Annotated in this window: 25 protein-coding genes and 1 riboswitch; of the genes, 19 read left to right on the forward strand and 6 right to left on the reverse strand. The window is 73.5% G+C overall.

Features of this window, described 5'->3' with window-relative positions:
* Positions 1-17 precede the first annotated feature (17 nt).
* From ML5_RS23775 to ML5_RS23860, 18 genes are all read left to right on the forward strand, one after another.
* The gene (locus ML5_RS23775; protein ID WP_013476475.1) at positions 18-1,379 is read left to right on the forward strand and encodes a cellulose binding domain-containing protein; all 1,362 of its coding nucleotides are present in this window, start codon (positions 18-20) and stop codon (positions 1,377-1,379) included.
* A gap of 126 nt (positions 1,380-1,505) precedes the next feature.
* A complete protein-coding gene (locus ML5_RS23780) occupies positions 1,506-1,889 on the forward strand; it encodes a DUF1622 domain-containing protein (protein ID WP_013286772.1) in 384 nt (127 codons plus the stop codon).
* A gap of 67 nt (positions 1,890-1,956) precedes the next feature.
* The gene (locus ML5_RS23785; protein ID WP_013476476.1) at positions 1,957-4,038 is read left to right on the forward strand and encodes a heavy metal translocating P-type ATPase; all 2,082 of its coding nucleotides are present in this window, start codon (positions 1,957-1,959) and stop codon (positions 4,036-4,038) included.
* Positions 4,039-4,132: 94 nt separating this feature from the next.
* Complete coding sequence (locus ML5_RS23790) at positions 4,133-4,540, forward strand: molybdopterin-binding protein (RefSeq protein ID WP_013286770.1); 408 nt, start codon at positions 4,133-4,135, stop codon at positions 4,538-4,540.
* Entirely contained in the window at positions 4,537-5,319 is a 783-nt protein-coding gene (modA, locus tag ML5_RS23795) for a molybdate ABC transporter substrate-binding protein (protein ID WP_013476477.1), read from the forward strand. The genes ML5_RS23790 and modA overlap by 4 nt, the downstream gene beginning before the upstream one ends.
* The gene (locus ML5_RS23800; RefSeq protein WP_013476478.1) at positions 5,316-6,113 is read left to right on the forward strand and encodes an ABC transporter permease; all 798 of its coding nucleotides are present in this window, start codon (positions 5,316-5,318) and stop codon (positions 6,111-6,113) included. The genes modA and ML5_RS23800 overlap by 4 nt, the downstream gene beginning before the upstream one ends.
* The gene (locus ML5_RS23805; protein ID WP_013476479.1) at positions 6,110-7,162 is read left to right on the forward strand and encodes an ABC transporter ATP-binding protein; all 1,053 of its coding nucleotides are present in this window, start codon (positions 6,110-6,112) and stop codon (positions 7,160-7,162) included. Before ML5_RS23800 ends, ML5_RS23805 begins: the two co-directional genes overlap by 4 nt.
* 95 nt (positions 7,163-7,257) lie before the next feature.
* Entirely contained in the window at positions 7,258-7,530 is a 273-nt protein-coding gene (locus ML5_RS23810; RefSeq protein ID WP_013286766.1) for a hypothetical protein, read from the forward strand.
* Between the two features lie 49 nt (positions 7,531-7,579).
* Positions 7,580-8,599, forward strand: coding sequence for a zinc-binding alcohol dehydrogenase (locus ML5_RS23815; protein WP_369752307.1), 1,020 nt, complete (start codon positions 7,580-7,582; stop codon positions 8,597-8,599).
* Positions 8,600-8,601: 2 nt separating this feature from the next.
* Positions 8,602-9,000, forward strand: coding sequence for a 6-carboxytetrahydropterin synthase (locus tag ML5_RS23820; RefSeq protein WP_013286764.1), 399 nt, complete (start codon positions 8,602-8,604; stop codon positions 8,998-9,000).
* A gap of 4 nt (positions 9,001-9,004) precedes the next feature.
* Positions 9,005-10,042, forward strand: a complete 1,038-nt coding sequence (locus tag ML5_RS23825) for a glycosyltransferase family 4 protein (protein WP_013476481.1) — start codon at positions 9,005-9,007, stop codon at positions 10,040-10,042.
* Positions 10,039-10,848, forward strand: a complete 810-nt coding sequence (locus ML5_RS23830) for a class I SAM-dependent methyltransferase (protein ID WP_013476482.1) — start codon at positions 10,039-10,041, stop codon at positions 10,846-10,848. The genes ML5_RS23825 and ML5_RS23830 overlap by 4 nt, the downstream gene beginning before the upstream one ends.
* A 102-nt stretch (positions 10,849-10,950) precedes the next feature.
* Positions 10,951-11,892 (forward strand): lysylphosphatidylglycerol synthase transmembrane domain-containing protein, encoded by a 942-nt coding sequence (locus ML5_RS23835; protein ID WP_201766752.1) that lies wholly within the window; start codon positions 10,951-10,953, stop codon positions 11,890-11,892.
* A gap of 69 nt (positions 11,893-11,961) precedes the next feature.
* Entirely contained in the window at positions 11,962-12,591 is a 630-nt protein-coding gene (gene ribA / locus ML5_RS23840; RefSeq protein ID WP_013476484.1) for a GTP cyclohydrolase II, read from the forward strand.
* Positions 12,588-13,277 carry a RibD family protein gene (locus ML5_RS23845; RefSeq protein WP_013476485.1) on the forward strand — a complete coding sequence of 230 codons (690 nt, stop codon included), beginning with the start codon at positions 12,588-12,590 and terminating at the stop codon, positions 13,275-13,277. Before ribA ends, ML5_RS23845 begins: the two co-directional genes overlap by 4 nt.
* A 107-nt stretch (positions 13,278-13,384) precedes the next feature.
* The gene (locus ML5_RS23850; RefSeq protein ID WP_013476486.1) at positions 13,385-15,064 is read left to right on the forward strand and encodes an extracellular solute-binding protein; all 1,680 of its coding nucleotides are present in this window, start codon (positions 13,385-13,387) and stop codon (positions 15,062-15,064) included.
* Entirely contained in the window at positions 15,061-16,086 is a 1,026-nt protein-coding gene (locus tag ML5_RS23855; RefSeq protein WP_013476487.1) for a sugar ABC transporter permease, read from the forward strand. The genes ML5_RS23850 and ML5_RS23855 overlap by 4 nt, the downstream gene beginning before the upstream one ends.
* Entirely contained in the window at positions 16,083-17,003 is a 921-nt protein-coding gene (locus ML5_RS23860) for a carbohydrate ABC transporter permease (protein WP_013286756.1), read from the forward strand. The genes ML5_RS23855 and ML5_RS23860 overlap by 4 nt, the downstream gene beginning before the upstream one ends.
* Before the next feature lie 45 nt (positions 17,004-17,048).
* On the opposite strand, the gene ML5_RS23865 is transcribed toward ML5_RS23860, so the two are convergent.
* From ML5_RS23865 to ML5_RS23885, 6 genes are all read right to left on the reverse strand, one after another.
* Complete coding sequence (locus tag ML5_RS23865) at positions 17,049-17,786, reverse strand: amino acid ABC transporter ATP-binding protein (RefSeq protein WP_013476488.1); 738 nt, start codon at positions 17,784-17,786, stop codon at positions 17,049-17,051.
* Entirely contained in the window at positions 17,783-18,553 is a 771-nt protein-coding gene (locus ML5_RS23870) for an amino acid ABC transporter permease (protein ID WP_013286754.1), read from the reverse strand. Before ML5_RS23870 ends, ML5_RS23865 begins: the two co-directional genes overlap by 4 nt.
* A gap of 38 nt (positions 18,554-18,591) precedes the next feature.
* Positions 18,592-19,446 carry an ABC transporter substrate-binding protein gene (locus tag ML5_RS23875; RefSeq protein WP_013476489.1) on the reverse strand — a complete coding sequence of 285 codons (855 nt, stop codon included), beginning with the start codon at positions 19,444-19,446 and terminating at the stop codon, positions 18,592-18,594.
* A gap of 109 nt (positions 19,447-19,555) precedes the next feature.
* Complete coding sequence (locus ML5_RS33120) at positions 19,556-19,681, reverse strand: hypothetical protein (RefSeq protein WP_013286752.1); 126 nt, start codon at positions 19,679-19,681, stop codon at positions 19,556-19,558.
* Between the two features lie 33 nt (positions 19,682-19,714).
* A riboswitch (SAM riboswitch) is annotated at positions 19,715-19,825 on the reverse strand.
* A gap of 55 nt (positions 19,826-19,880) precedes the next feature.
* Positions 19,881-20,531 carry a hypothetical protein gene (locus ML5_RS23880; protein WP_013286751.1) on the reverse strand — a complete coding sequence of 217 codons (651 nt, stop codon included), beginning with the start codon at positions 20,529-20,531 and terminating at the stop codon, positions 19,881-19,883.
* Between the two features lie 108 nt (positions 20,532-20,639).
* Entirely contained in the window at positions 20,640-22,115 is a 1,476-nt protein-coding gene (locus tag ML5_RS23885) for an NAD(P)/FAD-dependent oxidoreductase (protein WP_013476490.1), read from the reverse strand.
* Positions 22,116-22,296: 181 nt separating this feature from the next.
* Between ML5_RS23885 and ML5_RS23890 the strand changes: the two genes are divergently transcribed.
* Positions 22,297-23,541, forward strand: a complete 1,245-nt coding sequence (locus ML5_RS23890; protein ID WP_013476491.1) for a hypothetical protein — start codon at positions 22,297-22,299, stop codon at positions 23,539-23,541.
* The last annotated feature ends 33 nt before the right edge of the window (positions 23,542-23,574 follow it).

Here is a 23,574-nt window from a genome sequence, read left to right on the forward strand (position 1 = left end):
CGATGTTGGAGAACGGCATGACTGTCACGAAGAAGGGCCGGCCCTGGCGTACCGCGCTGGTGCTCGGCACGACCGCGGCGCTGGCGGCGCTCGGCGCGGTCACCGCCCAGGCGGCGGCCGGCTGCCGGGTCGACTACCGGGTCAGCAGCGAGTGGAGCGGCGGCTTCAACGCCGACGTGACGATCACGAACCTGGGCGACGCGGTGAACGGCTGGCGGCTGGCCTGGACGTTCCCGGCCGGCCAGCAGGTCACCCAGTCGTGGAACGCCACCGTTACGGCCGGGACGTCGAGCGTCACCGCGACGAACGTCGACTGGAACGCCGCCCTGCCGGCCGGGGGGAGCGTCTCGTTCGGCTTCACCGGCTCGCGCGGCGCCACGAACCCGGCGCCCACGGTGTTCACGCTCAACGGCACCGCCTGCACCGGCGGGGTCACCCCGACGACCGGCGCGCCGTCCCCGACGCCGACCGCGCCGCCGGCCGGTGTGCCGTACTCGAACGCGCCGGACGGGTTCGCCGGCGCGGCCGGCACCACAGGCGGGGCGGCCGGCGCCACGGTCACCGTGACCAGCCAGGCCGACCTGGAGCGGTACGCGGCGTCCAGCACGCCGTACGTCATCCGGGTCGGCGCGGCGATCACGGTCAGCCCGTACGGCCGGGAGATCCCGGTCGGCTCGAACAAGACGATCGTCGGAGTCGGGCGGAACGGGCAGATCGTCAACGGCGGATTCCACCTCGGCGCCGGCACCGCCAACGTCATCATCCGCAACCTGACCATCCGCGACACCCGGGTGGCCTCGGACGACCCGGACGACAAGGACTTCGACTACGACGGCATCCAGATGGACACCGCGAACCGGATCTGGATCGACCACAACACGATCACGCGGATGAACGACGGCCTGATCGACAGCCGGAAGGACACCACGAACCTGACCGTGTCCTGGAACGTCATCGCCGAGGGCAACAAGGCGTTCGGCATCGGCTGGACGGACAACGTCACCGCCCGGATCACCATGCACCACAACTGGATCCACGACACGAACGTGCGCAATCCCAGCACCGACAACGTCCAGTACGCCCACTTCTTCAACAACTACCTGCAGAACATCAGGGGGTACGGCAACTACTCCCGGGGCCGTACCAAGCTGGTGATCGAGAACAGCTACTACGAGAACGTGAAGGACCCCTACTACCGGGACGACACCGCGGAACTACGCCAGAGCGGCAGCGTCTGCGTCGGCTGCACCGGTCAGCGGGAGACCGGCGGCTCGGCGTTCACCCCGTCGAGTTTCTACTCCTACCGCCTCGACCCCGCCGCGCAGGTTCCCGCACTGCTGCGCACGTACGCCGGGCCGCAGGCCGCCATCGGGCAGTGACCGGGCCGGCCGGGACGGCGGCGCACCCGCCCCGCCGTCCCGGCCGGACGTCCCCCCACCGGCTGCCCGACCGGCAAACCCGCTCGCGGGCGTGGCCGACGGGTCAGGCTGGTGCGGGGGTGCCGGGTGCCGACGAAGGAGATCGTCCAGCACGTCGGGGCACTGCTCGACCTGGCCGGGGTGCTCGTCATCGCGGTCGGCGTCGCGGTCGCCACGGCGGTGTTCGCGGTGCGCTGCGCCCGGACCCGCCAGGTGGTCGCGCACTACCGGGCGTACCGGCAGGGGGTCGGCCGGGCCATCCTGCTCGGCCTGGAGTTCCTGGTCGGCGGCGACATCATCCGTACGGTGGCGGTGTCGCCCACCTTCACCAGCGTCGGCGTGCTGGCGCTGATCGTGCTGGTCCGCACGTTCCTGAGTTTCTCGCTGGAGGTGGAGCTGGACGGCCGCTGGCCCTGGCAGGGCCGTCCTCCGGCGGACCGGCCGAGCGTCGGCGCCCGCCCCCAGCGCTGACCACCGCGCCGACCGGACGCCGGCAGTTACCCCCAGGGGGTATGGTGGCGGGTGGAGGTGACGCCCGATGGAGCACGGAACCGGCCACCACGGAGGCCACGACACCGGCGGCCACGGCGGCGGTCAGGACGACCACGGCGGCGGGCACGGCGCGCACGCCGGGCACGACCCGGAGCAGTTCCGCCGCCGATTCTGGCTCAGCCTGGCGCTGACGGTACCGATCGTCGCCACCAGCCACATGGTGATGGACTGGTTCGGCTACTCGCTCGAGTTCCCGGGCGTGCGCTGGGTCGGCCCGGTGCTCGGCACCGTGGTGTTCGCGTACGGCGGCTGGCCGTTCCTCACCGGCGGGCTGCGTGAGCTGCGCGAACGTGCCCCGGGCATGATGCTGCTGATCTCGATGGCGATCGTCGTCGCGTACCTCGCCTCGGCCGCCACCAGCCTCGGCCTGTTCGACCTCGACTTCTGGTGGGAGCTGGCCGCGCTGGTCACCATCATGCTGCTCGGGCACTGGCAGGAGATGCGGGCGGTCGGGCAGGCGCGCGGCGCGCTCGGTGCCCTCGCGGCGCTGCTGCCCGACGACGCCGAGCGCCTGGACGACGCCGGGCGGCCGCATCCGGTGCCGGTCGGCGAGCTGCGGGTGGACGACCTGGTGCTGGTGCGCCCCGGCGGGCGGGTGCCGGCCGACGGCCGGATCGTCGAGGGTGCCGCCGAGCTGGACGAGTCGATGATCACGGGGGAGTCGCGGCCGGTGGCCCGCGCCGCCGGGGACCGGGTGGTCGCCGGCACCGTCGCCACCGACTCCACCCTCCGGGTACGCGTGGAGGCGGTCGGCGCGGACACCGCGCTGGCCGGCATCGGGCGGCTCGTGGCCGAGGCGCAGGCCTCCGGCGGGCGAGCGCAGGTGCTCGCCGACCGGTTCGCCGCGCTGCTGTTCTACCTGGCGGCGTTCGCCGGCCTCGCGACGTTCGCGGTCTGGGCGCTGCTCGGCGACCCCGACCAGGCGGTGGTACGCACCGTGACCGTGCTGGTGATCGCCTGCCCGCACGCGCTCGGCCTGGCCATCCCGCTGGTGGTGGCGCTGTCCACAGCGCTGTCGGCCCGCGCCGGCATCCTGGTCAAGGACCGGCTCGCGCTGGAGCGGATGCGCACCGTCGACACGGTCCTGTTCGACAAGACCGGCACGCTCACCACCGGCCGGCACACGGTGACCGGGGTGGCCACCACCGGCGGGACGGACGAGACGGCCGCCCTGGCGCTGGCCGGTGCGGTGGAGGCCGACAGCGAGCACCCGCTGGCCCGGGCGCTGGTTGCCGCCGCCGACGCCCGCGGCGCCCGTCCCGCCGCGCGCGGCTTCCGGGCACTGACCGGCCGGGGCGTGCGCGCCACTGTGGACGGCGTGGACTGGGCGGTCGGCGGGCCGGCGCTGCTGCGCGAACTCGACGCCGCGGTGCCGGACGACCTGGACCGGGCCGCGCAGGAGTGGTCGGGCCGGGGCGCCGCGGTGCTGCACCTGGTCCGCCTGCCCGAGGGCGGCCCGCCGGAGGTGACCGCCGCGTTCGGGCTGGAGGACCAGGTCCGCCCGGAGGCGCGGGCCGCCGTGGCCGAGCTGCGCGACCTCGGCGTACGCAAGATCGTGATGATCACCGGCGACGCGCGCCCGGTCGCCGAGGCGGTCGCCGCCGACCTCGGGTTCCGGCCCGGCGTCGACGAGGTCTTCGCCGAGGTGCTCCCGGCCGACAAGGACAAGGCGGTGGCCGAGCTGCGCGGCCGGGGACTGACGGTGGCGATGGTCGGCGACGGCGTGAACGACGCACCGGCGCTCGCCCGCGCCGACGTCGGGCTGGCCATCGGCGCGGGCACCGACGTGGCGATCGAGTCCGCCGGGGTGGTGCTCGCCGGCTCCGACCCGCGCGGCGTCGGCGGCGTGATCCGGCTGTCCCGCGCCTCGTACCGGAAGATGCGGCAGAACCTGGCCTGGGCGGCCGGCTACAACGTGGTGGCGATCCCGCTCGCCGCCGGTGTCCTCGCCTGGGCGGGGATCGCGCTCAGTCCGGCGCTGGGCGCGGTGCTGATGTCCGCCTCGACGATCGTGGTGGCGCTCAACGCCCAGCTGCTGCGGCGGGTCCGGATCACCCCGGCCGACTGAACCGCAGTCCCGGTTCCCGCGGCGCATCACGGTTCGCGGATGCGAGCCACCACGCCCCTTCCGGCTCGCACCTGCGGGCCGCTAGGGTGAGCGCGTGACGGTGTTCCGGATCGGCGAGGCAGCCGAACTGCTCGGGGTCAGCGCGGACACGGTCCGCCGCTGGATCGACGCCGGCAAGCTGCCGGCCACCCGCGACGAGCACGGCCACCGGGTGCTCGACGGCGCCGACGTGGCAGCGTTCGTCCGCGCCCCCGGCCACCCCGAGCTGTCCTCGGCCCGCAACCGGCTGCGCGGCATCGTCACCGCCGTCGTCAAGGACACCGTGATGGCCCAGGTGGACATCCAGGCCGGGCCGTTCCGTGTGGTGTCGCTGATGAGCCGCGAGGCCGTGGACGACCTCGACCTCCAGGTCGGCTCCGTCGCCGTCGCGGTGATCAAGTCGACCACCGTCGTGGTCGAGCGCGCCCCCGCCACCACCCCCAGGGGAAGGACAAGTCCGTGACCGTACGGTGGATCCGCGCCGCGCTCGCCGCCGCGCTGGTGGGGGCGCTGGGCCTGACCGCCTGTGGCGGCGCGGACGAACCGGCCGGTCCCGACGGTGCCGGCCCGGTGACCGTGTTCGCCGCCGCCTCGCTCACCGAGTCGTTCACCACGCTCGGCAAGGAGTACGAGGCCGCCCACCCGGGCAGCAGCGTCACGTTCAACTTCGGCGGCAGCTCGGGCCTCGCCACCCAGATCACCCAGGGCGCACCCGCCGACGTGTTCGCCGCCGCCTCCCCGGCCACCATGAAGACGGTCACCGACGCCGGTGACGCCGACGGCGAACCTGCTGTGCTGGTCCGCAATCAGCTCGTCGTCGCCGTACCCCGTGGTAACCCGGCCCGGGTCGGCGGCCTGGCCGACCTCGCCCGCCCCGGCGTCAAGGTGGCGCTCTGCGCCGAGCAGGTGCCCTGCGGCGCCGCCGCGCGTACCGCCCTGGACGCCGCGGGCGTGCGGCTCACCCCCGCCACGCTCGAACAGGACGTCAAGGGCGCGCTGGCCAAGCTGCGTCTCGGCGAGGTCGACGCGGCACTGGTCTACCGCACCGACGTCCGCGCCGCCCCCGGGCTCGACGCGGTCGAGTTCCCCGAGTCGGCGCGCGCGGTGAACGACTACCCGATCGTGGTGCTGCGCGCCGCCGGGAACCCGGCCGGCGCCCGCGCCTTCGTCGACTTCGTCCGCTCCGACGCCGGGATCGCCGTGCTCACCGCCGCCGGGTTCCAGGCGCCGCCCGGCGCATGAGCCGCACCGTACGCCGGCAGCGGGTGCCGATCGCCCTGCTCGTGCCCGCCGGGCTCGGCCTGACCTTCCTCGTCCTGCCGCTCGCCGGCCTGCTGCTCCGGACGCCCTGGACCACGCTGCCCCAGCGGCTGGCCGAGCCGGGTGTGCTCACCGCGCTGCGGCTGTCGCTGGAGACCGCCACCGTCGCCACGCTGCTCTGCGTGGCGCTCGGCGTACCCCTGGCCTGGCTCTTGGCGCGGGTGGAGTTCCCCGGCCGGCGGCTGGTCCGGGCGCTGGTCACGGTGCCGCTGGTGCTGCCGCCGGTGGTCGGCGGCGTGGCGCTGCTGCTGGTCTTCGGCCGGCGCGGGCTGGTCGGGTCGTGGCTCGACGAGACGTTCGGGGTGACGCTGCCGTTCACCACCGCCGGGGTGGTGCTGGCCGAGGCGTTCGTGGCCATGCCGTTCCTGGTCATCGCCGTCGAGGGGGCGCTTCGTGGCGCCGACCCCCGGTACGAGGAGGCCGCCGCCACGCTCGGCGCCGGGCGTTTCACCACCTTCACCCGGGTCACGCTGCCGCTCGTCGCCCCGGGCGTGGCGGCCGGGGCGGTGCTGTGCTGGGCTCGCGCGCTCGGGGAGTTCGGGGCCACCATCACGTTCGCCGGCAACTATCCCGGCCGCACCCAGACCATGCCGCTGGCGGTCTACCTGGCGCTGGAGACCGACCTGCAGGCCGCGATCGTGCTGAGCCTGATCCTGCTCACCGTCTCCGTGGTCATCCTCGCCGCCCTGCGCGACAAATGGGTCGGGACGACATGAGTGTGCTGGACGCGCATCTGGTCGCCGAGCGGGACGGGTTCACCCTCGACGTGCGGCTGCGCATCGCCGCCGGTGAGGTGGTGGCGCTGCTCGGCCCCAACGGCGCCGGCAAGACCACAGCGCTGCGGGTGCTCGCCGGGCTGCACCCCCTCACCGCCGGTCACCTCACGCTCGGCGGCGCCGACCTGGACCGGCCGGACCGCCGGGTGTGGACGCCGCCGGAGCGGCGGCCGGTGGGCGTGGTGTTCCAGGACTACCTGCTGTTCCCGCACCTCAGCGCGCTGGACAACGTGGCGTTCGGGCCGCGCCGCCGGGGCGCCGACAAGCGCGCCGCCCGCACCCGGGCCCAGGAGTGGCTGGACCGGGTCGGCCTCGGCGACCAGGCCCGGCGCCGGCCCCGGCAGCTCTCCGGCGGGCAGGCGCAGCGGGTCGCGCTGGCCCGCGCGCTCGCCGTCGACCCGGCGCTGCTGCTGCTCGACGAGCCGCTCGCCGCGCTCGACGCCCGGACCCGGCTGGACACCCGCGCCGAACTCCAGCGCCACCTCGGCGCGCACCCCGGCGCGACGCTGCTCGTCACCCACGACCCCCTCGACGCCCTGGTGCTCGCCGACCGACTGGTCATCGTGGAGCACGGCCGGGTGGTGCAGGAGGGCGACGCCGCAACCGTCACGGCCCGGCCGCGCACCGACTACGTGGCCCGGCTGGTCGGCCTCAACCTGCACCGCGGCCGCGCCGACGGACACACCGTGACCGTCGGTGAGCTGACGCTCACCACCGCCGACACCGTCCACGGTGAGGCGTTCGTCGCGTACCCGCCGGCCGCCGTCGCGCTGCACCCGTCCCGGCCGGAGGGCAGCCCGCGCAACGTGTGGGCCGCCACCGTCACCGGCGTCCAACGCCACGGCGACAACCTGCGCGTGCAGCTGGCCGGGCCGGTCGAGGTCGCCGCCGACGTCACGCCCGCCGCCGCGGCCCATCTCGGACTGATCCCCGGCCGCGCGGTCTGGGCGGCGGTGAAGGCAGCCGAGACACGCGCCTATCCGGCGTGACAAACACCGCTGGTCGCGACGTGTCCGCAGGTGAGAGGTTTGATCTGCGCTCAACCGGTCACTGGGACGGTAGCGACGACGCAAAGGGGGACACGGTGCCCGACACGATCCGCAACAGGTCCAGTCTGGACGCCGACCTGCCACGGGGAGTCACCGACCCGTTGCTCTGGCGGGCCGCGTACGACGTTGCAGTCGCCCACCGGCCCGACGAGGCCGGCCGGTGCGAGAGCCTGCTGTGTGACGGTCAGGTCGCGCCGTGTGACGCGCTGACCGCTGCCCACCGCGCGATGGAACTGGCCGGGGACCGCCACGCCGACCGGGCCGATCCGGAGACCTGGCGTACGGAGCAGCGCCGGCGCGCTGCCTGAGCATCGGGTCGCGGGCGGTTCGAACCGCGGACGCCCCGCTTCCGTGTCTATGATCGACAACTCGGTCGGAATGCGGGGAAGAGGAGAGTTCGTGACGGTCGACGCCCACGCGTTCTGGCTCCGCGCCCCCGGCGAGGGCGAGATCCGGCCGGTCCGGCTCGCCGCGCCCGGCCCCGGCGAGGTGCTGGTCCGGACCCGCTTCTCCGGCGTCAGCCGCGGCACCGAGACGCTGGTGTTCACCGGCCGCGTCCCGGCCGACCAGCACGACGCCATGCGCGCGCCGTTCCAGGAGGGCGACTTCCCGGCCCCGGTCAAGTACGGCTACCTCAGCGTCGGCACCGTCGAGGCGGGCGACGAGCGGCTGCTCGGCCGTACCGTCTTCTGCCTCTACCCGCACCAGAGCGCGTACGTGGTCCCGGCCGACGCCGTGACCGTCGTGCCGGACGGCGTACCGGCCGAGCGCGCCGTGCTGGCCGGCACCGTGGAGACCGCTGTGAACGCGCTCTGGGACGCCGCCCCGCTGGTCGGCGACCGGGTCACCGTGATCGGCGGCGGGATGGTCGGCTGCGCGGTGACCGCGCTGCTGGCCCGCTTCCCCGGCGTACGCGTCGAACTCGTCGACGCCGACCCGGCCCGCGCCGCGGTGGCCGCCGCGCTCGGCGCCGGCTTCGCCACGCCCGCCGACGCCACCGGCGAGCGTGACCTGGTGGTGCACGCCAGCGCCACCGCCGACGGGCTGCAACGCGGCCTGGAGCTGCTGCGCCCCGAGGGCACCGTGCTGGAGTTGAGCTGGTACGGCGACCGGCTGGTCACGCTGGCGCTGGGCGGCGCGTTCCACTCCCGACGGCTGGGCATCCGCAGCAGCCAGGTCGGCACCGTGTCGCCCCGGCGGGCCGACCGCAGCTACGCCGACCGGCTCGCGCTCGCCCTCGACCTGCTGGCCGACCCGGCGTTCGACGCGCTGCTCACCGGCCGGTCCCGCTTCGACGACCTGCCCGACGTGCTGGACCGGCTCGCCTCGGGCGAGCTGCCGGCGCTGTGTCATCTCATCACCTACGGCGAGGAGTGATCGTGTTCAGCGTGACCGTCCGGGACCACATGATGGTCGCCCACAGCTTCCGCGGCGAGGTCTTCGGCCCGGCGCAGCGGCTGCACGGGGCGACGTTCGTCGTCGACGCCACGTTCCGCCGCGCCGAGCTGGACGACGACGGGATCGTTGTCGACATCGGGCTGGCCACCGAGCAGCTCAAGGCCGTGCTCGCCGAGCTGAACTACCGCAACCTCGACGACGAGCCCGCCTTCGCCGGGGTGAACACCACCACCGAGGTGCTCGCGCGGACGATCGCCGACCGGCTCGCCGACGCGGTGCACGCCGGCCGGCTGGGGGAGGGCGCGCGCGGGCTCGCCGGGATCACCGTCACCCTGCACGAGTCGCACATCGCGTGGGCGAGCTACGAGCGGTCGCTCTGACCGGATGACAGTCGTCCACGTGGTGCTGCCGGGCGACATCGACGACCCGGCGGACCCCAGCGGCGGCAACGCCTACGACCGGCACGCCTGCCGGGGCCTGGCCGCGCGTGGCTGGACGGTACGCGAACACATGGTCCCCGGCGGCTGGCCACACCCGGGGCCACGGGAACGCGCCGACCTGGCCGGGCTGCTCGGCGGGCTGCCCGACGGCGTCCCGGTGCTGCTCGACGGCCTGGTGGCCTCGACCGTGCCGGACGTGCTCGCCCCGCACGCCGCGAGGCTGCGCCTGGTGATCCTGGTGCACCTGCCGATCGAGGGCGAGACGGAGGCACGGTCACTGGCGGCGGCCACCGCAGTGGTCGCCACCAGCGCGTGGACCCGCGAACGGCTGCTCGACCGCTACCGGCTGCGCCCCGAACGGGTGACCGTCGCGCCACCGGGCGTCGACCCGGCGCCCGTCGCCGACGGCACGCCCGGCGGGGGACGGCTGCTCTGCGTCGCGGCGGTAACCCCGCTGAAGGGCCACGACGTGCTCGCCGCCGCGCTCACCGAGGTGGCCGACCTGGACTGGACCTGCGACTGGGTCGGTCCGACGGACCGGGACCGCGCGTTCGCCGACCGGCTGCGCGGACGGCTCACCGCTACCGGTCTCGCCGGCCGGGTCCGGCTCACCGGTCCGCGCACCGGACCCGACCTGGCCGCCACGTACGCGGCAGCCGATCTGCTGGTTCAGCCGTCGCGGCGGGAGACGTACGGGATGGTGGTCACCGAGGCGCTGGCCCGGGGCGTACCGGTGCTGGCGAGCGACACCGGTGGCCTGCCGGACACGCTCGGGCACGCCCCCGGCGGCGACCGGCCCGGCCTGCTGGTGCCGCCGGGTGACCCGGGCGCGACCGCCGCGGCGCTGCGCCGCTGGCTCACCGACCCGGGCCTGCGGGACCGGCTGCGCCGCGCCGCCCGGCAGCGGCGGCACACCCTCACCGGCTGGCCGGTCACCGCGGACCGGCTGGCGACGGCACTCAAGGAGGCGACCGCGGCATGACCACCTCACTCCCGCCCGGCTTCGCGGACTGGCTACGACTGCGCGAGCCCGCCGACGCGGCGGCCCGCAGCGCCGAGCTGGCCGACGCGGTCCGCGACCGGCTGCCCGCCGGCCGGCCGATCGTCGTGCACGACCTGGGCAGCGGCACCGGCTCGATGGCCCGCTGGCTCGCGCCCCGGCTGCCCGGCCCGCAGCGCTGGGTGCTGCACGAACGCGACGCGGACCTGCTGGCGCTGGCCCGGGCCGGACGGCTCACCGCCGCCGACGGCACCGAGGTCTCGGTGACCACGCGCGGCTCCGACGTCACCCGGCTGACCGCCGCCGACCTGGCCGACGCCCACCTGATCACCGCGTCCGCGCTGCTGGACATGCTCACCGCCGAGGAGGTCGAGCGGATGGCGGCGGCCTGCGCCGGCCACCCGACGCTGTTCGCGCTCACTGTGACCGGACGGGCCGAGTTCACCCCGCCGGACCCGCTGGACGCCGAGCTGACCGCCGCGTTCAACGCCCACCAGCGTCGTACCGTCGACGGCCGGGTCCTGCTCGGACCGGACGCGGTGGACGTCACGGTGGCCGCGTTCCGCCGTCACGGCGTCGAGACGCTCGTGCGGCCGACCCCGTGGCGGCTCGGCCCGGAGCAGGCGGAACTGGCCGCGGAGTGGCTCACCGGCTGGGTCGACGCGGCGGTCGAGGAACGACCGCATCTGTCCGGGCCCGCCGCGACGTATCAGAAGTGGCGGCTCACCGAGGCCGCCGCCGGCCGGCTCGAGGTGGTGCTGCACCACGCCGACCTGCTCGCCGGCTGAACCGTACCGGCTGCTGGCACGTGACAACCGGTGGGAACAAGGGAGGACCGTTTGTCACACGTCGCCGTCGCCGGACCCGTACCGGCCGTCGCATCCGTACCGATCCGGCCACGCCGGGCCCGGCTGAACGGAGCCTGGGTACGCCCGCTGCTCGGGCTGGCGGTGCTCGCCGCGCTCGTCGCCTCGGTGGGCACCGGCCCGTTCCTGGCCGGGCTGCGGCTGATCGACGCGCCGACGCTGGCCGCCGCGCTCGGCATCGGCGTGATCACCACCGTCTGCTGCGCCTGGCGCTGGTCGCTGGTCGCCGGTGGGCTGGGCGTACGGCTGCCGATGCGCGCCGCGGTGGCGCACTGCTACCGGGCGGTCTTCCTCAACTCCACGCTCCCCGGCGGCGTGCTCGGCGACGTGCACCGGGCGGTACGGCACGGCCGCGACGCCGGGGACGTGGCCCGCGGCGTCCGGGCGGTGGTGTGGGAGCGCACCGCCGGGCAGGTGGTGCAGGTGGTCATCGCGGTGGCGCTGCTCGCCGCGTTCCCGTCGCCGGTGCGCCGGCATTTGCCGGCCCTCGCGGCCGTGCTCGCCGTGGTCGCGCTGGCGCTGGTGCTCGCCGCCCGCGCGGTGCCCCGCTCCGGGGCGTCCCGGCTCGCCCGGGCCGCCCGGACGGCTGTCGCCGACGTCCGCTCCGGGGTGCTCGGCCGCCGGACCTGGGCCGGCGTGGTGGTCGCCTCGACCGTGGTGTTCGCCGGTCACCTGGCCACGTTCGTGGTGGCGGCCCGCACGGCCGGCGCGGAGGCACCGCTGTCGCACCTGCTGCCGCTGACGCTGCTGGCCCTGCTGGCCATGGCGGTGCCGTTGAACGTCGGTGGTTTCGGGCCGCGCGAGGGAGTGGCCGCGTGGGCGTTCGCCTCGGCCGGGCTGACCGCCGCGCAGGGTGTGGCGACCGGCACGGTGTACGGCGCGCTGGTCCTCGTGGCCAGCCTTCCCGGCGCCGCGGTGCTGCTGGCACGGCGGATGCCTCGGCGCGACCCCGGCAACTGTCGGTGATCCCGCCTACGGTGGGGGAGCGAGGTGTGCGTCGCCGGGTCCGCCCGGCGACCGGAGGACAGGAGAACCATGGACGAAACGCTGCCCACCGCGACGGTCCGGACCCGCGTGACGGTTCCGCTCCGGTTCCCCGACGGCTACGTGACCACGGCCCGCGTGCACACCTTCCACGGTCTCGTCGACGGCCGCGAGCACCTGGCGTTCGGGCTCGGTGAGCACGCCGAAGGCGACCCGCCGCTGGTCCGCCCGCACAGCGAGTGCCTCACCGGGGACGTGTTCGGCAGCCAGCGCTGCGACTGCGGCCCGCAGTTGCGCGAGGCGGTCGAGCGGATCGCCGAGGCCGGTGGCTACCTGCTCTACCTGCGGCAGGAGGGGCGCGGCATCGGCCTGTACGCCAAGCTCGACGCGTACGCCCTCCAGGACGGCGGCCTCGACACGTACGAGGCGAACCTGGCGCTCGGGCGCGGTGCGGACGAGCGCGACTACACGGTGGCCGCGCAGATGCTCGCCGCGCTGGGCGTGGACCGGGTGGCCCTGCTCAGCAACAACCCGGACAAGGCGGCGCAGCTCGAACGGCTGGGCGTGACGGTGGCCGACCGGGTGTCCACCGGCGTGCACCTGTCACCGGCGAACGCGGGCTATCTGGCGGCCAAGGTGACCCGCGCCGACCATGCCCTCGACCTGCCGTTCGTGCCGTGACGACCCGCCCGTACGTGCTGCTCAGCTGCGCGATGTCGATCGACGGCTACATCGACGACGCGACGACCGAGCGGCTGCTGCTGTCGAACGACGACGACCTGGACCGGGTCGACGCGACCCGGGCCGGGTGCGACGCGATCATGGTGGGCGCGGCCACCGTCCGCCGCGACGACCCTCGCCTGCTGGTGCGCAGCGAGCGCCGGCGCGCCGAGCGGGTGGCGCGCGGGTTGCCGCCGTCGCCGGTGAAGGTGACTGTCACCGGCAGCGGCGACCTCGATCCGCAGGCCCGGTTCTTCACCGCCGGTGACGGGCTCAAGCTGGTGTACTGCCCGAGCGGCGTGGTGGACAAGGCCCGCGAGCAGGTGGGCGGGGTGTCCACGGTGGTCGACGCCGGTGATCCGGCCACTCCGGAGGCGGTGGTGGCCGACCTGGCCGGGCGCGGGGTGGCGCGCCTGATGGTGGAGGGCGGCGGCTCGGTGCACCGCCAGTTCCTGACCGCCGGCCTGGCCGACGAGTTGCACCTGGTCGTGGCGCCGTTCTTCGTGGGGGACGGGCGGGCGCCGCGCTTCGTCGGGGACGGCCACTTCCCGTGGCACCCGGGGCGCCGCGCGCGCGTGGTCGAGGTGCGCCAGATCGGCGATGTGGTCCTCACCCGCTACGCGTTGTCCGACCGCTGCCCGGCCTGACCGCCGTGTCGATCCGGTCCGCCCTTGTGCAAGCTCATCGACGTGATTAGTTTGTTGACCATCCATACGAACTAATCCACTGCGCTTCCCTTCCCGAAGGGGGACCGATGACCGCGCACCACCCCGACCCGGGCTCCTCCCGCCGCCGCTTCCTCGGCCTGGTCGGCCTCGGCGTGGCCGCCACCGCCACCGGCCCGCTGCTCGCCGGCTGCTCGGAGAAGCCGGCCGGCTCCGGCACCGCCCAGGACCTCGACGCCGTCTCCGGCCTGCTGCCCACCCGCAAGGACCTGCCCGGCGCCGTCAAGCCCGACATCGTGGGCACCCGTCCGGTGCCCGACGGCTACACCCGCTATCCGGCGAACCTCGTCGACGCCATCACCGACAAGCCCGGCACCAGCGGCAAGCAGGTCACCGCGATGACCCCCGCCTGGGGGCCGGCGCCGCCCGGAGTCGCGCAGAGCGCCTACCTCCAGGCCGTGAACGCCGAGCTGGGCGTGCCCGTCAACTTCACCATCCAGGACGGCGCCACGTACGCCGACAAGCTCAACGCGATGCTCGGCGCGCGGGACGTACCGGACCTGCTGTGCGTGCCGGGGTGGGAGGTGGAGAAGATCCCGCGCTTCGCCGAGGCGATCAAGGTGCTCTTCGAGGACCTGACCGACCACCTCAAGGGCGACGCCGCCGGCGCGTACCCGATGCTGGCGAGCTTCCCCACCGGGGCCTGGCGGCGCGCGGTCTGGAACGAGCGGATCATGTCCGTGCCGAACCCCACGGACGGGCCGTTCCCCTGGGCGCTGTTCACCCGCAAGGACCTGCTCGACGCGCGTGGCCTGGCCGTGCCGGCGAACCTCGACGACCTGCTCGCCGTGGCCAAGCAGGTCACCGACCCGGCGCGCAAGGTGTGGGCGTTCAACGACGTCTTCGCCATGATCCAGATGTTCCACAAGGTGCCGGGCCACAAGGGCGGGTGGCGGGTCAAGCCTGACGGCACCCCCGAGTTCAAGTACGAGACCCCGGAGTTCCGCCGCGCACTGGAGGTCATGGCCAAGATCTACGCGGACGGCCTGGTCCACCCGGACATCGTGGCCAGCAAGGGCGCGGACGCCAAGCAGCTGTTCGCCAAGAACGGCGCGATCGTGTTCCACCAGGACGGCGTCGGATTCTGGCAGGGCGCCCAGGCCGAGCACCAGAAGACCAACCCCAGGCTGAACATCCAGGCGGTGCCGATCTTCTCCGCCACCGGCGGCGACCCGCTGGTCTGGGGCGACGACGAGCCGATCTCCTACACCTTCGTCAAGAAGGGCCTCGGCAAGGACCGGGTCCAGGAACTGCTGCGGATCATCAACTGGTGCTCCGCGCCGCTGGGCAGCCAGGAGGCCCAGCTACGGGACTTCGGCGTCGCGGGCAAACACCACACCCCGTCGCCGAACGGTCCCGTCAAGACCGACCTGGCGTTCAAGGAGATCGCCAACCAGTACTTCTTCATCAGCGGCCGCAACCCCACCATCGGGCCGTTCCCGGACACCCCGCGCTTCGTGCCGGACGTGCTCGCGTACTCCAACGAGATGGTCAAGCACATGGAGCCCAACCCCTGGGCCGGGGTGAAGCTGGAGATGCCCGCGGCCTACAAGGCCAACCAGGTGCCCACCGAGGACAAGTTCACCGACGTGCTGCGCGGCCGCCGACCGCTGAGCGACGTGGACGCCATCGTCGCGGAGTGGAAGGCGAACGGCGGCGAGGAGGCCCGCAAACTGCTCGCCGACTCGCTGCCCAAGGAGGGCCGGTGAACGAGCCGGCCGTCCTGGCCGGGCCCGAACGGGCCCGGCCGGACGCGCCGGCCCCACCGGGCCGCCCGCCCCGACGTCGCCCGTCCCGCAGCCGGGTGCCGCTGCGCACCCGGCTGCGCCGGGACTGGCAACTGCTCGCCATGGTGGTGCCCGGCTTCCTCGTCCTGCTGATCTTCAGTTACCTGCCGATCGCCGGCAACGTGATCGCGTTCCAGGACTACAACCCCTACCTGGGCGACAACCCGTGGCAGGCGTTCCTGCACAGCGACTGGATCGGCTTCGGGCAGTTCCAGCTGCTGTTCGACGACCCGGCGTTCTGGGACGCGTTCCGCAACACGCTGGCGATCACCGCGTTCCAGCTCGTCTTCTTCTTCCCGCTGCCGATCCTGCTGGCCATCGCGCTGCACAACCTGCTGTCCAGCCGGCTGCGCGGCCTGATCCAGACGATCGTCTACCTGCCGCACTTCTTCAGCTGGGTGCTGGTGGTCACGTTCTTCGTCGCGATGCTCGGCGGTGCCGGGCTGCTCGCCCAGAGCATGCGCGAGGCCGGGCTGCAACCGTGGAACGTGATGACCAACCCGGACACGTTCATCGTCCTGGTCACCGTCGAGGCGGTGTGGAAGGACGTCGGCTGGGGCACCATCGTCTTCCTCGCCGCGCTGTCCACCATCGACCAGAACCTCTACGAGGCCGCCGCCGCGGACGGCGCCGGCCGGTGGCGGCGGCTGTGGCACATCACGCTGCCCGGCCTGCGCCCGGTGATCGTGCTGCTGCTCATCCTGCGCCTGGGCGACGCGCTCTCGGTCGGCTTCGAGCAGTTCCTGCTGCAACGCGACGCCGTCGGCCGGCAGGCCGCCGAGGTGCTCGACACCTTCGTCTACCACTTCTCCATCGCCACCGGGAACTACGGCTACGGCGCGGCGGCCGGACTGTTCAAGGCCGTCATCGGGCTGGTGCTGATCCTGGCCGCGAACCGCGTGGCGCACATGCTCGGCGAACGAGGGATCTACTCGAAGTCATGACCACGCTCATCCGCCGGGCGTCCGGCACCCGATCCCGCCGGCCGGTGTGGCAGGAACCGCCCACCCCGGTCGGCCAGGGGCTCAAGGCCGTCGCGCTCACACTGCTGGTGGCGGGCGTGCTGTTCCCGCTCTGGGTGATCCTGGTGACCAGCCTCTCCTCCCGGGAGACCATCGCCCGGGCCGGCGGCCTGGTGGTCGTGCCCCGGGGGATCGACACGTCCGCGTACGAGACGATCTTCGCCGGTGGCGCGGTCACCCGGGCGCTGTGGATCAGCACGCTCGTCACCGTGATCGGCACCGCCATCGCGCTGACGGTCACCGTGCTCGCCGCGTACGGGCTGTCCCGGCCGGGCTCGCTGGGCCACCGCTGGCTGCTGGCGTACTTCCTGATCCCGTTCCTGGTCTATCCGCCGCTGGTGCCGCGCTACCTCGTGGTCACCGGGCTGGGCCTGAAGGACACCATCTGGGCGCTGGTCCTGCCGCCGGCGATCAGCGTGTTCAACCTGGTCGTGGTGCGCGGGTTCTTCCAGGGCATCCCGTCGGAGTTGCTGGACAGCGCCCGCATCGACGGCGCGAGCGACTTCCGGACGCTCGCGCGCATCGTGCTGCCGCTGTCCCGCGCGGTGATCGCCGTGGTCGGCCTGTTCTACGCGGTCAGCTACTGGAACGTCTGGTTCGACGCGCTGCTGTTCATCGACCGCAACGACATGTACCCGATCCAGCGGGTGCTCCAGAGCTACCTGCTGGCCGGGCAGGCCCCGCACACCTCCGGCGCGAGCAGCGGCGTGACCATGCCGCCGACTGAGGCGATCAAGATGGCGGTGGTGGTGCTGACGGTCGCCCCGATCGTCGCTGTCTACCCGTTCATCCAGCGGCACTTCGTCAAGGGCGTGCTGATCGGCGCGGTGAAGGGCTGAGGCGGCGCTTGAGGGCACTGCGGCGCTTCACCGCGCCCGGGCGTGTCAGAGCACCTGGGACAGGAAGCGCCGCAGCCGCGGGTGCTCCGGTGCCTCGAACACCGCCTCCGGCGGCCCGGCCTCCAGCACCACGCCCGCGTCCATGAACGCCACCGTGTCGGCGACGCTGCGCGCGAACCCCATCTCGTGGGTGACCACGACCATCGTCATCCCGGCGGCGGCCAGGTCCGCCATCACCGCCAGGACGCCCTTGACCAGCTCCGGGTCCAGCGCGCTGGTCGCCTCGTCGAACAGCATCACCTGCGGGCGCAGCGCGAGCGCCCGTGCGATGGCGACGCGCTGCTGCTGGCCGCCGGAGAGCTGCGCGGGCCGCGCGTCCGCCTTGCCGGCCAGGCCGACCAGGTCGAGCTGGGCACGGGCCAGCGCCACCGCCTCGTCCTCGCTCAGCTTCTTGAGCTTGCGCAGCGCCAGCGTGATGTTGCGCAGCACGCTCAGGTGCGGGAACAGGTTGAACTGCTGGAACACCATGCCGATGCGCTGACGCAGCGCGTCCGGGTCGTCGCGCAGCACGCTGCGCCCGTCCAGCAGCACGTCACCGCGGTCCGGCTCGATCAGCCGGTTGATGGTGCGCAACAGCGTCGACTTGCCGGAGCCGGACGGGCCGATGACGCAGGCCGCGCGGCCTCGGGCCACGTCGAGGTCCGCGCCGCGCAGCACCCGGTGCGCGCCGAAGGCCAGGTGCACGTCGCGGACGGCCAGGCTGACCGAGGTCGTGGTGGTCATCGCGGGTCCTTTCCGGACGGGGTGAGGTCGGCCGGCTCGGTGTCGGGCTCGGGCGGCGCGGCGGGGCGGCCCTGCCGCAGGCGCCGGTCCAGCCAGTTGACCGCGTGGGTCAGCGGCACGGTCAGCACCAGGTAGAACAACCCGGCCAGCAGCAGCGCGGACTGGTTGCCGGTGTTCGCCGCGTAGTCCTGCCCGATCCGGAACAGCTCCCGCTGGCTGGCCAGCAGGCCGAGGAAGTAGACCAGGCTGGAGTCCTTGATCAGCGCGATGAGCTGGTTGACCCAGGCGGGCAGCACCCGGCGTACTCCCTGCGGGATGATCACCAGGCGCATCGCCTCACCCCACGAGAAGCCGAGCGCCCGCGCGCCCTCCAACTGGGCGGCCTCCACGCTCAGGATGCCCGCCCGGAAGATCTCACCGAGGTAGGCGGCGGCGATCAGGGACAGCGCCAGCACGCCGAGCGGATAGGGGTTCGGGCCCCACACCTGCATGCCGAGCGGCGCCAGGCCCACGCCGATGAGCAGGATGGTCGCCGCGGCCGGCAGGCCGCGGAACACGTCGGTGTAGACCCGCGCCGGCCACCGCAACCATCGGGTACGCGAGATGCCGGCGACGGCCAGCAGCATGCCCAGCACCGAGCCGAGCAGGGCGGCGGAGACCGCCAGGGTGAGCGTGTTCGGCAGCCCGACGGTGAGCATCTCGGGCAGCGCCTCGCGCATCGAGTCCCAGTCGAAGAACGTCTCCCACAGCGTGCTCAGTGGATCCATGTCCGCTCCGTCCGCCCCGCTCGTGCTCGCTTACCGGTTCAGGAGGCGGCCGACGGCGACGGCACCGCCACCGACCCGCTGCCCGGCTTGAAGTCGGCCGGGACCGGCCGCCCCGGGTAGTACTCGGCCTGCAGGCGGCTCCACGTGCCGTCGGCGATGACCTCGTCGAGGCCCTTGTTCAGCGCCTCGCGCAGCTTGTCGTCGCCCTTCGCCACCGCGTACGCGGTCGGGGTGGGGCTGAGCTGCTTCGCCGCGACCTTGATCTTGCCGTTGCTGTCGGCGGCGGACTTGTCGCCGATCTCGGCCGGGGCGATCCAGGCGTCGGCGGTACCGGCCTTGAGCTGGTTGATCGCGCTGTTGTAGTCGGGCACCCGCACCGGGTCGAGGTTCTGCTTGGTGGCGTAGTCGTCCTGCACGGTGCCCTGGACCACCACCACGCGCTTGCCGGCGAGCTGGTCGAAGCCGGTGATCGAGGAGCCGGCCGGCACGTCCAGGCCGAAGTAGCCGAAGTCGTAGCCGTTGCCGAAGTCCACTGTCTTCTTCCGCGCCTCGGTGATCGTGATCGAGGAGCTGCCCACGTCGAACTTGCCGCTGTTGACCTGCGCGAGCAGGCCGGAGAAGTCGGTGCCGACGAACTCCACCTTCAGGTCGATCTTGGCGGCCACGGCGCGCAGCAGCTCGTTGTCGAAGCCGGTGAACTTGCCGTCCTTCAGGAAGACGTTCGGCGGGGCGTCGGTGAGCGTGCCGGCGCGGATCACGCCGGGCTGAAGCAGGCCGTACGGGTTGTCGGCCGCGGTGGTGTCGTCGTTGCCGCAGGCGGTGAGCGCGGTGACGGCGAGCAGGGCGGCCGCGCCGACGGCGGCGGCACGGGTCAGGACGGTACGGAAACGCACGATGTCTCTCCAGAGTGGATGGACGCGCGAGGTGCGCGTCGGCGCCGGCCCGCCGGACGGACGGCCGGGCCGGAGAAGGGTGGATCGGGGAAAGGAGGGTGGCGTTCGCTCAGCGCGCGAGGCGACAGGCGTCGCTGCACACCCGCATCAGGTCGACATGGCGGCGCTTGACCAGCGCGAAGCGGGCCGGGTACGCGGCGACGTCGCCGGAGGGGGTGGAGGGTGGTGCGGACATCGGTCTCCCTGGTCTGGTGCTGACCTGGGTGCCAGGCCACGCTTGCACCGGCGGCTGCCGGTGCCTGGTCTTCACCCGGGGCACCCCACCGCGGAGGAGGGTTGCCGGCCAGCGAGCCGGGGCTTCGCGCTGGCGCTCATGACCTGCCCAGAAGGCTAGCAGCACCGCCGCGGCGGTCGTCCAGCGGTTATGACCACCCTCACGCGCCGGGGCCTTCAGCCGGTTCCGTTCCGGCCGGACCGCGGAGCCGGTCCTCGATGTCCGGGATGACGAAGCAGATCTCCAACGTCTTCAACTCGGCCCAGAACCGCAGCACGACGCTCCGCCAGGCGGCGCCACCCGCGACGGCGAGCAGAGCCGGCCCGGCGAGGACCGCCGCGGTCCCGCCGAACCCGCGACCGGCTTCGACAACGGCCAGGACCGCGCCGAGAAGCAGCGGCACCGTGGCGTTCCGCATCATCAGCCCGATCGCCCGCATCCGTGTCGCCTCGGCGGCCACCTCCCGGTTGTGCAACTCGGCCGCTGCGAGCAGCACCCCCCAGGGCGCGGTGAGCATCCGCGAGCCGGCCGCGCCGAGGGCCTGCTCCGCGAACACCCGGCGGGCGTCGAATCGGCCCCAGTTCCAGAACGGCAGTGCCCGGTCGACGACACGACCGAGGCCGTACGTGGCGTTGCCCAGCACGTAGGCGAGCAGCAGGGCCAGGAGCAGGAGCAGCGGCGTGGGCTGCCGGCTCAGGTCGTCCAGCCGCACCCAGTCCTGCCGGACCGCGAGGTAGGCGGACAGCGTGAGGTAGAGCGACCCGGGGGTGAGGTAGGTGAAGAGGTCGAAGATGCCGATGCTGAAGGTCATCAGTCCTCGCAGGGCCCGGAGGTGGCGACGCCGGAAGGGGGCTGGTCCCGGTCCACGCTAGGTGACCGGCACAACGCCGCCCGTCACGACCACCTCACGCCCGGGGCCTCACCGCCGGGCCGGGACGACCGGCGCGTCCCGGCCGGTGCCGTGCCGCGACGGGCTGCGCTGCTCGTGGTAGTCCTGCTCGACGTTGACGGTCCAGACGTCGTGCTCCGCGCCGTGCGCGATGTTCTCCGCGGTCAGCATCGCCGTCAGCATGGAGTGGTCGGCGTTGTTGTACCGGTGCATGCCGTTGCGGCCGACCGGGTGCACGTTCGGCACGTTCGCTGCGAGCCAGTCCCGGATCACGTCGACGTTGCGCTGGTACCGCTCGTCGTAGACCGGGTACGCCTTCGGCATCCGGACCACGTAGCCCGCCTCCACGCACCCGGGCTTGACCAGGCCCAGCCGTTCCAGCTCGGCGGTGGCGAACGCGATCAGCTCGGCGTCCGGCGTCCGCCACATCTCGTCGCCCTCGAACACGAAGTACTCCAGCCCCAGGCAGGTCCGCCCGTCCTTCACCAGGTACGGCGACCAGGAGCCGAAGTTCTGGATCCGGCCCACCCGGGCCGCCGGGTCGTGCACGTAGATCCAGTTGTCCGGGAACGAGAACTCCTCCGGCACCACCAGCGCCACGGTCAGGAAGTCCCGGTACCGCAGGTCGTCGGCGGCGGCCCGCACCTCGGGCGGCGCCTCCGGGCGCATCGCCCCCACCAGCGCGGAGATCGGCATCGAGGAGATCACGTGCGCAGCCGGCTCGGTGCGCGCCCCGCCCGCGTCGGCCACCGTCACGGCGGTGGCCCGCCGCGCGGCCGGATCCCGCTGCACCTCGGTCACCCAGACGCCGGTACGAACGGTGCCGCCGCGCTTGGCGACCTCCTCGGCGCAGCGCTCCCACATCATCCCGGGGCCGTGCTTCGGGTACTGGAACTCCTCGATCAGGCTGGTCACGTCGGTGCGGTTGCGCCGGGGCAGCAGCGCGTTGCGCATCGCCGTGGCCAGCGACAGGTTCTTGATCCGCTGGGCGGCCCAGTCGGCCTGCAACCGGTCCGCCGGCATCCCCCAGACCTTCTCCGTGTACGTCTTGAAGAAGATCGAGTAGAGCCGCCAGCCGAACCGCGCCGACACCCACCCCTCGAAGTGCGACTGGTCCTTCGGCGGGCGCAGCCGGGCCCGGCCGTACGAGCCCAGACAGCGCGCCGCCTCCAGCAGGCCGAGGTTGCGCAGCGCGTTGCCGGCGCTGAGCGGGTAGTCGAACAGCGCGCCCCGGTAGTAGATCCGGCTCATCCGTGGCCTGAGCAGGAAGTCCTCGTCGGGGAGGATCTCGTGCCAGAAGTCCTCGACCCGGGACACCTTGGTGAAGAAGCGGTGCCCGCCGATGTCGAAGCGCCAGCCGTCGCGCTCCACCGTCCGGCTGATCCCGCCCACCACGTCGTCGGCCTCGTAGACCCGGACCGGCTCGCCGTGCCGCAGCAGCTCGTACGCGGCGGTCAGCCCGGCCGGCCCCGCCCCGATGATCACGGTCCCGTCGCCGTCGCCCATGCCGTACGCGCCCCCCGCCTGCCGATGCGGCAGCGCGCATACCCACCCTGGCGGCGTCCTCACCTGCCGATCAGCGCCGATCCGCGACGGCTGCGCCGGGTGTGGACCGGTCCGGACGGGGAACGCGCACCGGGTTTTGCGGCCGGGCGAGTCGGCCCGAGGGCCGGACGGTGGGAGCGCGATGGCGGACGAACGGCGGGTCGACCCCGGCGGCGGGGCGCGCGCCGGGCGTACCCGGTGGTGGTCGCGGGGAGTCTCGGTCGCCCGCCGGCTGCCCGAGCCGTGGGGATTCGTGCTCGCCGTCTTCGCCGGCTCGAAGCTCGTGCTCAGCCTGATCGGCGTGCTGGTGCTCACCGCCTGGGACGGAGTGCCGGGCGCGCCGCCGGCCGACGAGACCGCGATGCGGGCCCAGCAGGACGCGATCTCGTCCCACCGTTGGTTCTCGCTCTGGTTCGCCTGGGACTCGTTCCTCTACGAGCACCTGGCCCGGCTGCCGCTGGACCGGCCCTGGCCCGACTTCGGCTTCCCGCTGCTGTACCCGTTCCTGGCCCGGCCGCTCGCGCCGCTGCTCGGCGGGCACACCGCATGGGCGCTGCTGCTCGTGAGCAACGTGGCGCTGGTGTTCCAGCTCTACTACGCGTACCGGCTGGGGGGCCGGCTGCTCGGCGGCGCGGGAGCGGCCGACGGCCGGCGAGCGGTCCGGTACCTGCTGCTTCTGCCGACGGCGTTCCTGTTCCAGGCGGCGCTGACCGAGTCGCTGTTCGTCTGCCTCGCGCTGGCCGCCTTCTGGTACGCCGAGCGGAGCCGCTGGCTGCTCGTCGGCGTCGTCGGCTACTTCCTGGCGATGAGCCGCTCGGTCGGCTTCCTCGTGGTGGTGCCGCTGGCGCTGGTGCTGCTGCGTGAACACGGCTGGCGGGCCGGACCCCGGGCGTGGCCGCGGCTGCTGCGGCAGGGCTGGCCGCTGCTGCTGGTCCCGGCGGGCTGGCTGACGTTCATGGCCTTCTGCCGCTGGCAGAGCGGCGACTGGTTCGCCTACCAGCATGCCCAGGAGACCGGCTGGGGGATCCGGCTGCAGAACCCGATCGCGACGGCCGCGTCCGCGCTGACCGGCGACAACTCGGCCGACGCGCTGCGGGTCTGGATCGCGGTGGCGACGCTGGCGGTGGCGGTCGTCGGGCTGCGCCGCCGCGCCGACTGGCCGTATTTGGTCTACACGCTCGTCATGGTGCTGGTGCCGCTGTCGATGGGGCCGCCGGTGTACAAGAGCCTGCTGCGCTACCTGCTCGCCGCCTTCCCGGTCGCGTTCGTGCTGGCCCGCTGGTCGCGGCGGCCCGGCCTCGACGGCTGGCTCACCGCCGCGCTGGCGCTGCTCCAGGGCGCGTTGTTCGCGGTCTGGCTCACGTACTGGACCCACCTGATCATCTGACCGCTGTGGCTGTGGCCGTGGGCGCTGCCCGGC

The organism is Micromonospora sp. L5 (assembly GCF_000177655.2).
Taxonomy (GTDB): domain Bacteria; phylum Actinomycetota; class Actinomycetes; order Mycobacteriales; family Micromonosporaceae; genus Micromonospora; species Micromonospora aurantiaca.

Excerpts from the sequence above, each read along its gene's own strand:
- ML5_RS23775 (WP_013476475.1), top strand. The coding sequence starts at position 18 with ATGACTGTCACGAAGAAGGGCCGGCCCTGGCGTACCGCGCTGGTGCTC.
- ML5_RS23785 (WP_013476476.1), top strand. The coding sequence starts at position 1,957 with ATGGAGCACGGAACCGGCCACCACGGAGGCCACGACACCGGCGGCCAC.
- ML5_RS23800 (WP_013476478.1), top strand. The coding sequence starts at position 5,316 with ATGAGCCGCACCGTACGCCGGCAGCGGGTGCCGATCGCCCTGCTCGTG.
- ML5_RS23805 (WP_013476479.1), top strand. The coding sequence starts at position 6,110 with ATGAGTGTGCTGGACGCGCATCTGGTCGCCGAGCGGGACGGGTTCACC.
- ML5_RS23815 (WP_369752307.1), top strand. The coding sequence starts at position 7,580 with ATGATCGACAACTCGGTCGGAATGCGGGGAAGAGGAGAGTTCGTGACG.
- ML5_RS23825 (WP_013476481.1), top strand. The coding sequence starts at position 9,005 with ATGACAGTCGTCCACGTGGTGCTGCCGGGCGACATCGACGACCCGGCG.
- ML5_RS23830 (WP_013476482.1), top strand. The coding sequence starts at position 10,039 with ATGACCACCTCACTCCCGCCCGGCTTCGCGGACTGGCTACGACTGCGC.
- ribA (WP_013476484.1), top strand. The coding sequence starts at position 11,962 with ATGGACGAAACGCTGCCCACCGCGACGGTCCGGACCCGCGTGACGGTT.
- ML5_RS23850 (WP_013476486.1), top strand. The coding sequence starts at position 13,385 with ATGACCGCGCACCACCCCGACCCGGGCTCCTCCCGCCGCCGCTTCCTC.
- ML5_RS23860 (WP_013286756.1), top strand. The coding sequence starts at position 16,083 with ATGACCACGCTCATCCGCCGGGCGTCCGGCACCCGATCCCGCCGGCCG.
- ML5_RS23865 (WP_013476488.1), bottom strand. The coding sequence starts at position 17,786 with ATGACCACCACGACCTCGGTCAGCCTGGCCGTCCGCGACGTGCACCTG.
- ML5_RS23870 (WP_013286754.1), bottom strand. The coding sequence starts at position 18,553 with ATGGATCCACTGAGCACGCTGTGGGAGACGTTCTTCGACTGGGACTCG.
- ML5_RS33120 (WP_013286752.1), bottom strand. The coding sequence starts at position 19,681 with ATGTCCGCACCACCCTCCACCCCCTCCGGCGACGTCGCCGCGTACCCG.
- ML5_RS23880 (WP_013286751.1), bottom strand. The coding sequence starts at position 20,531 with ATGACCTTCAGCATCGGCATCTTCGACCTCTTCACCTACCTCACCCCC.
- ML5_RS23885 (WP_013476490.1), bottom strand. The coding sequence starts at position 22,115 with ATGGGCGACGGCGACGGGACCGTGATCATCGGGGCGGGGCCGGCCGGG.
- ML5_RS23890 (WP_013476491.1), top strand. The coding sequence starts at position 22,297 with ATGGCGGACGAACGGCGGGTCGACCCCGGCGGCGGGGCGCGCGCCGGG.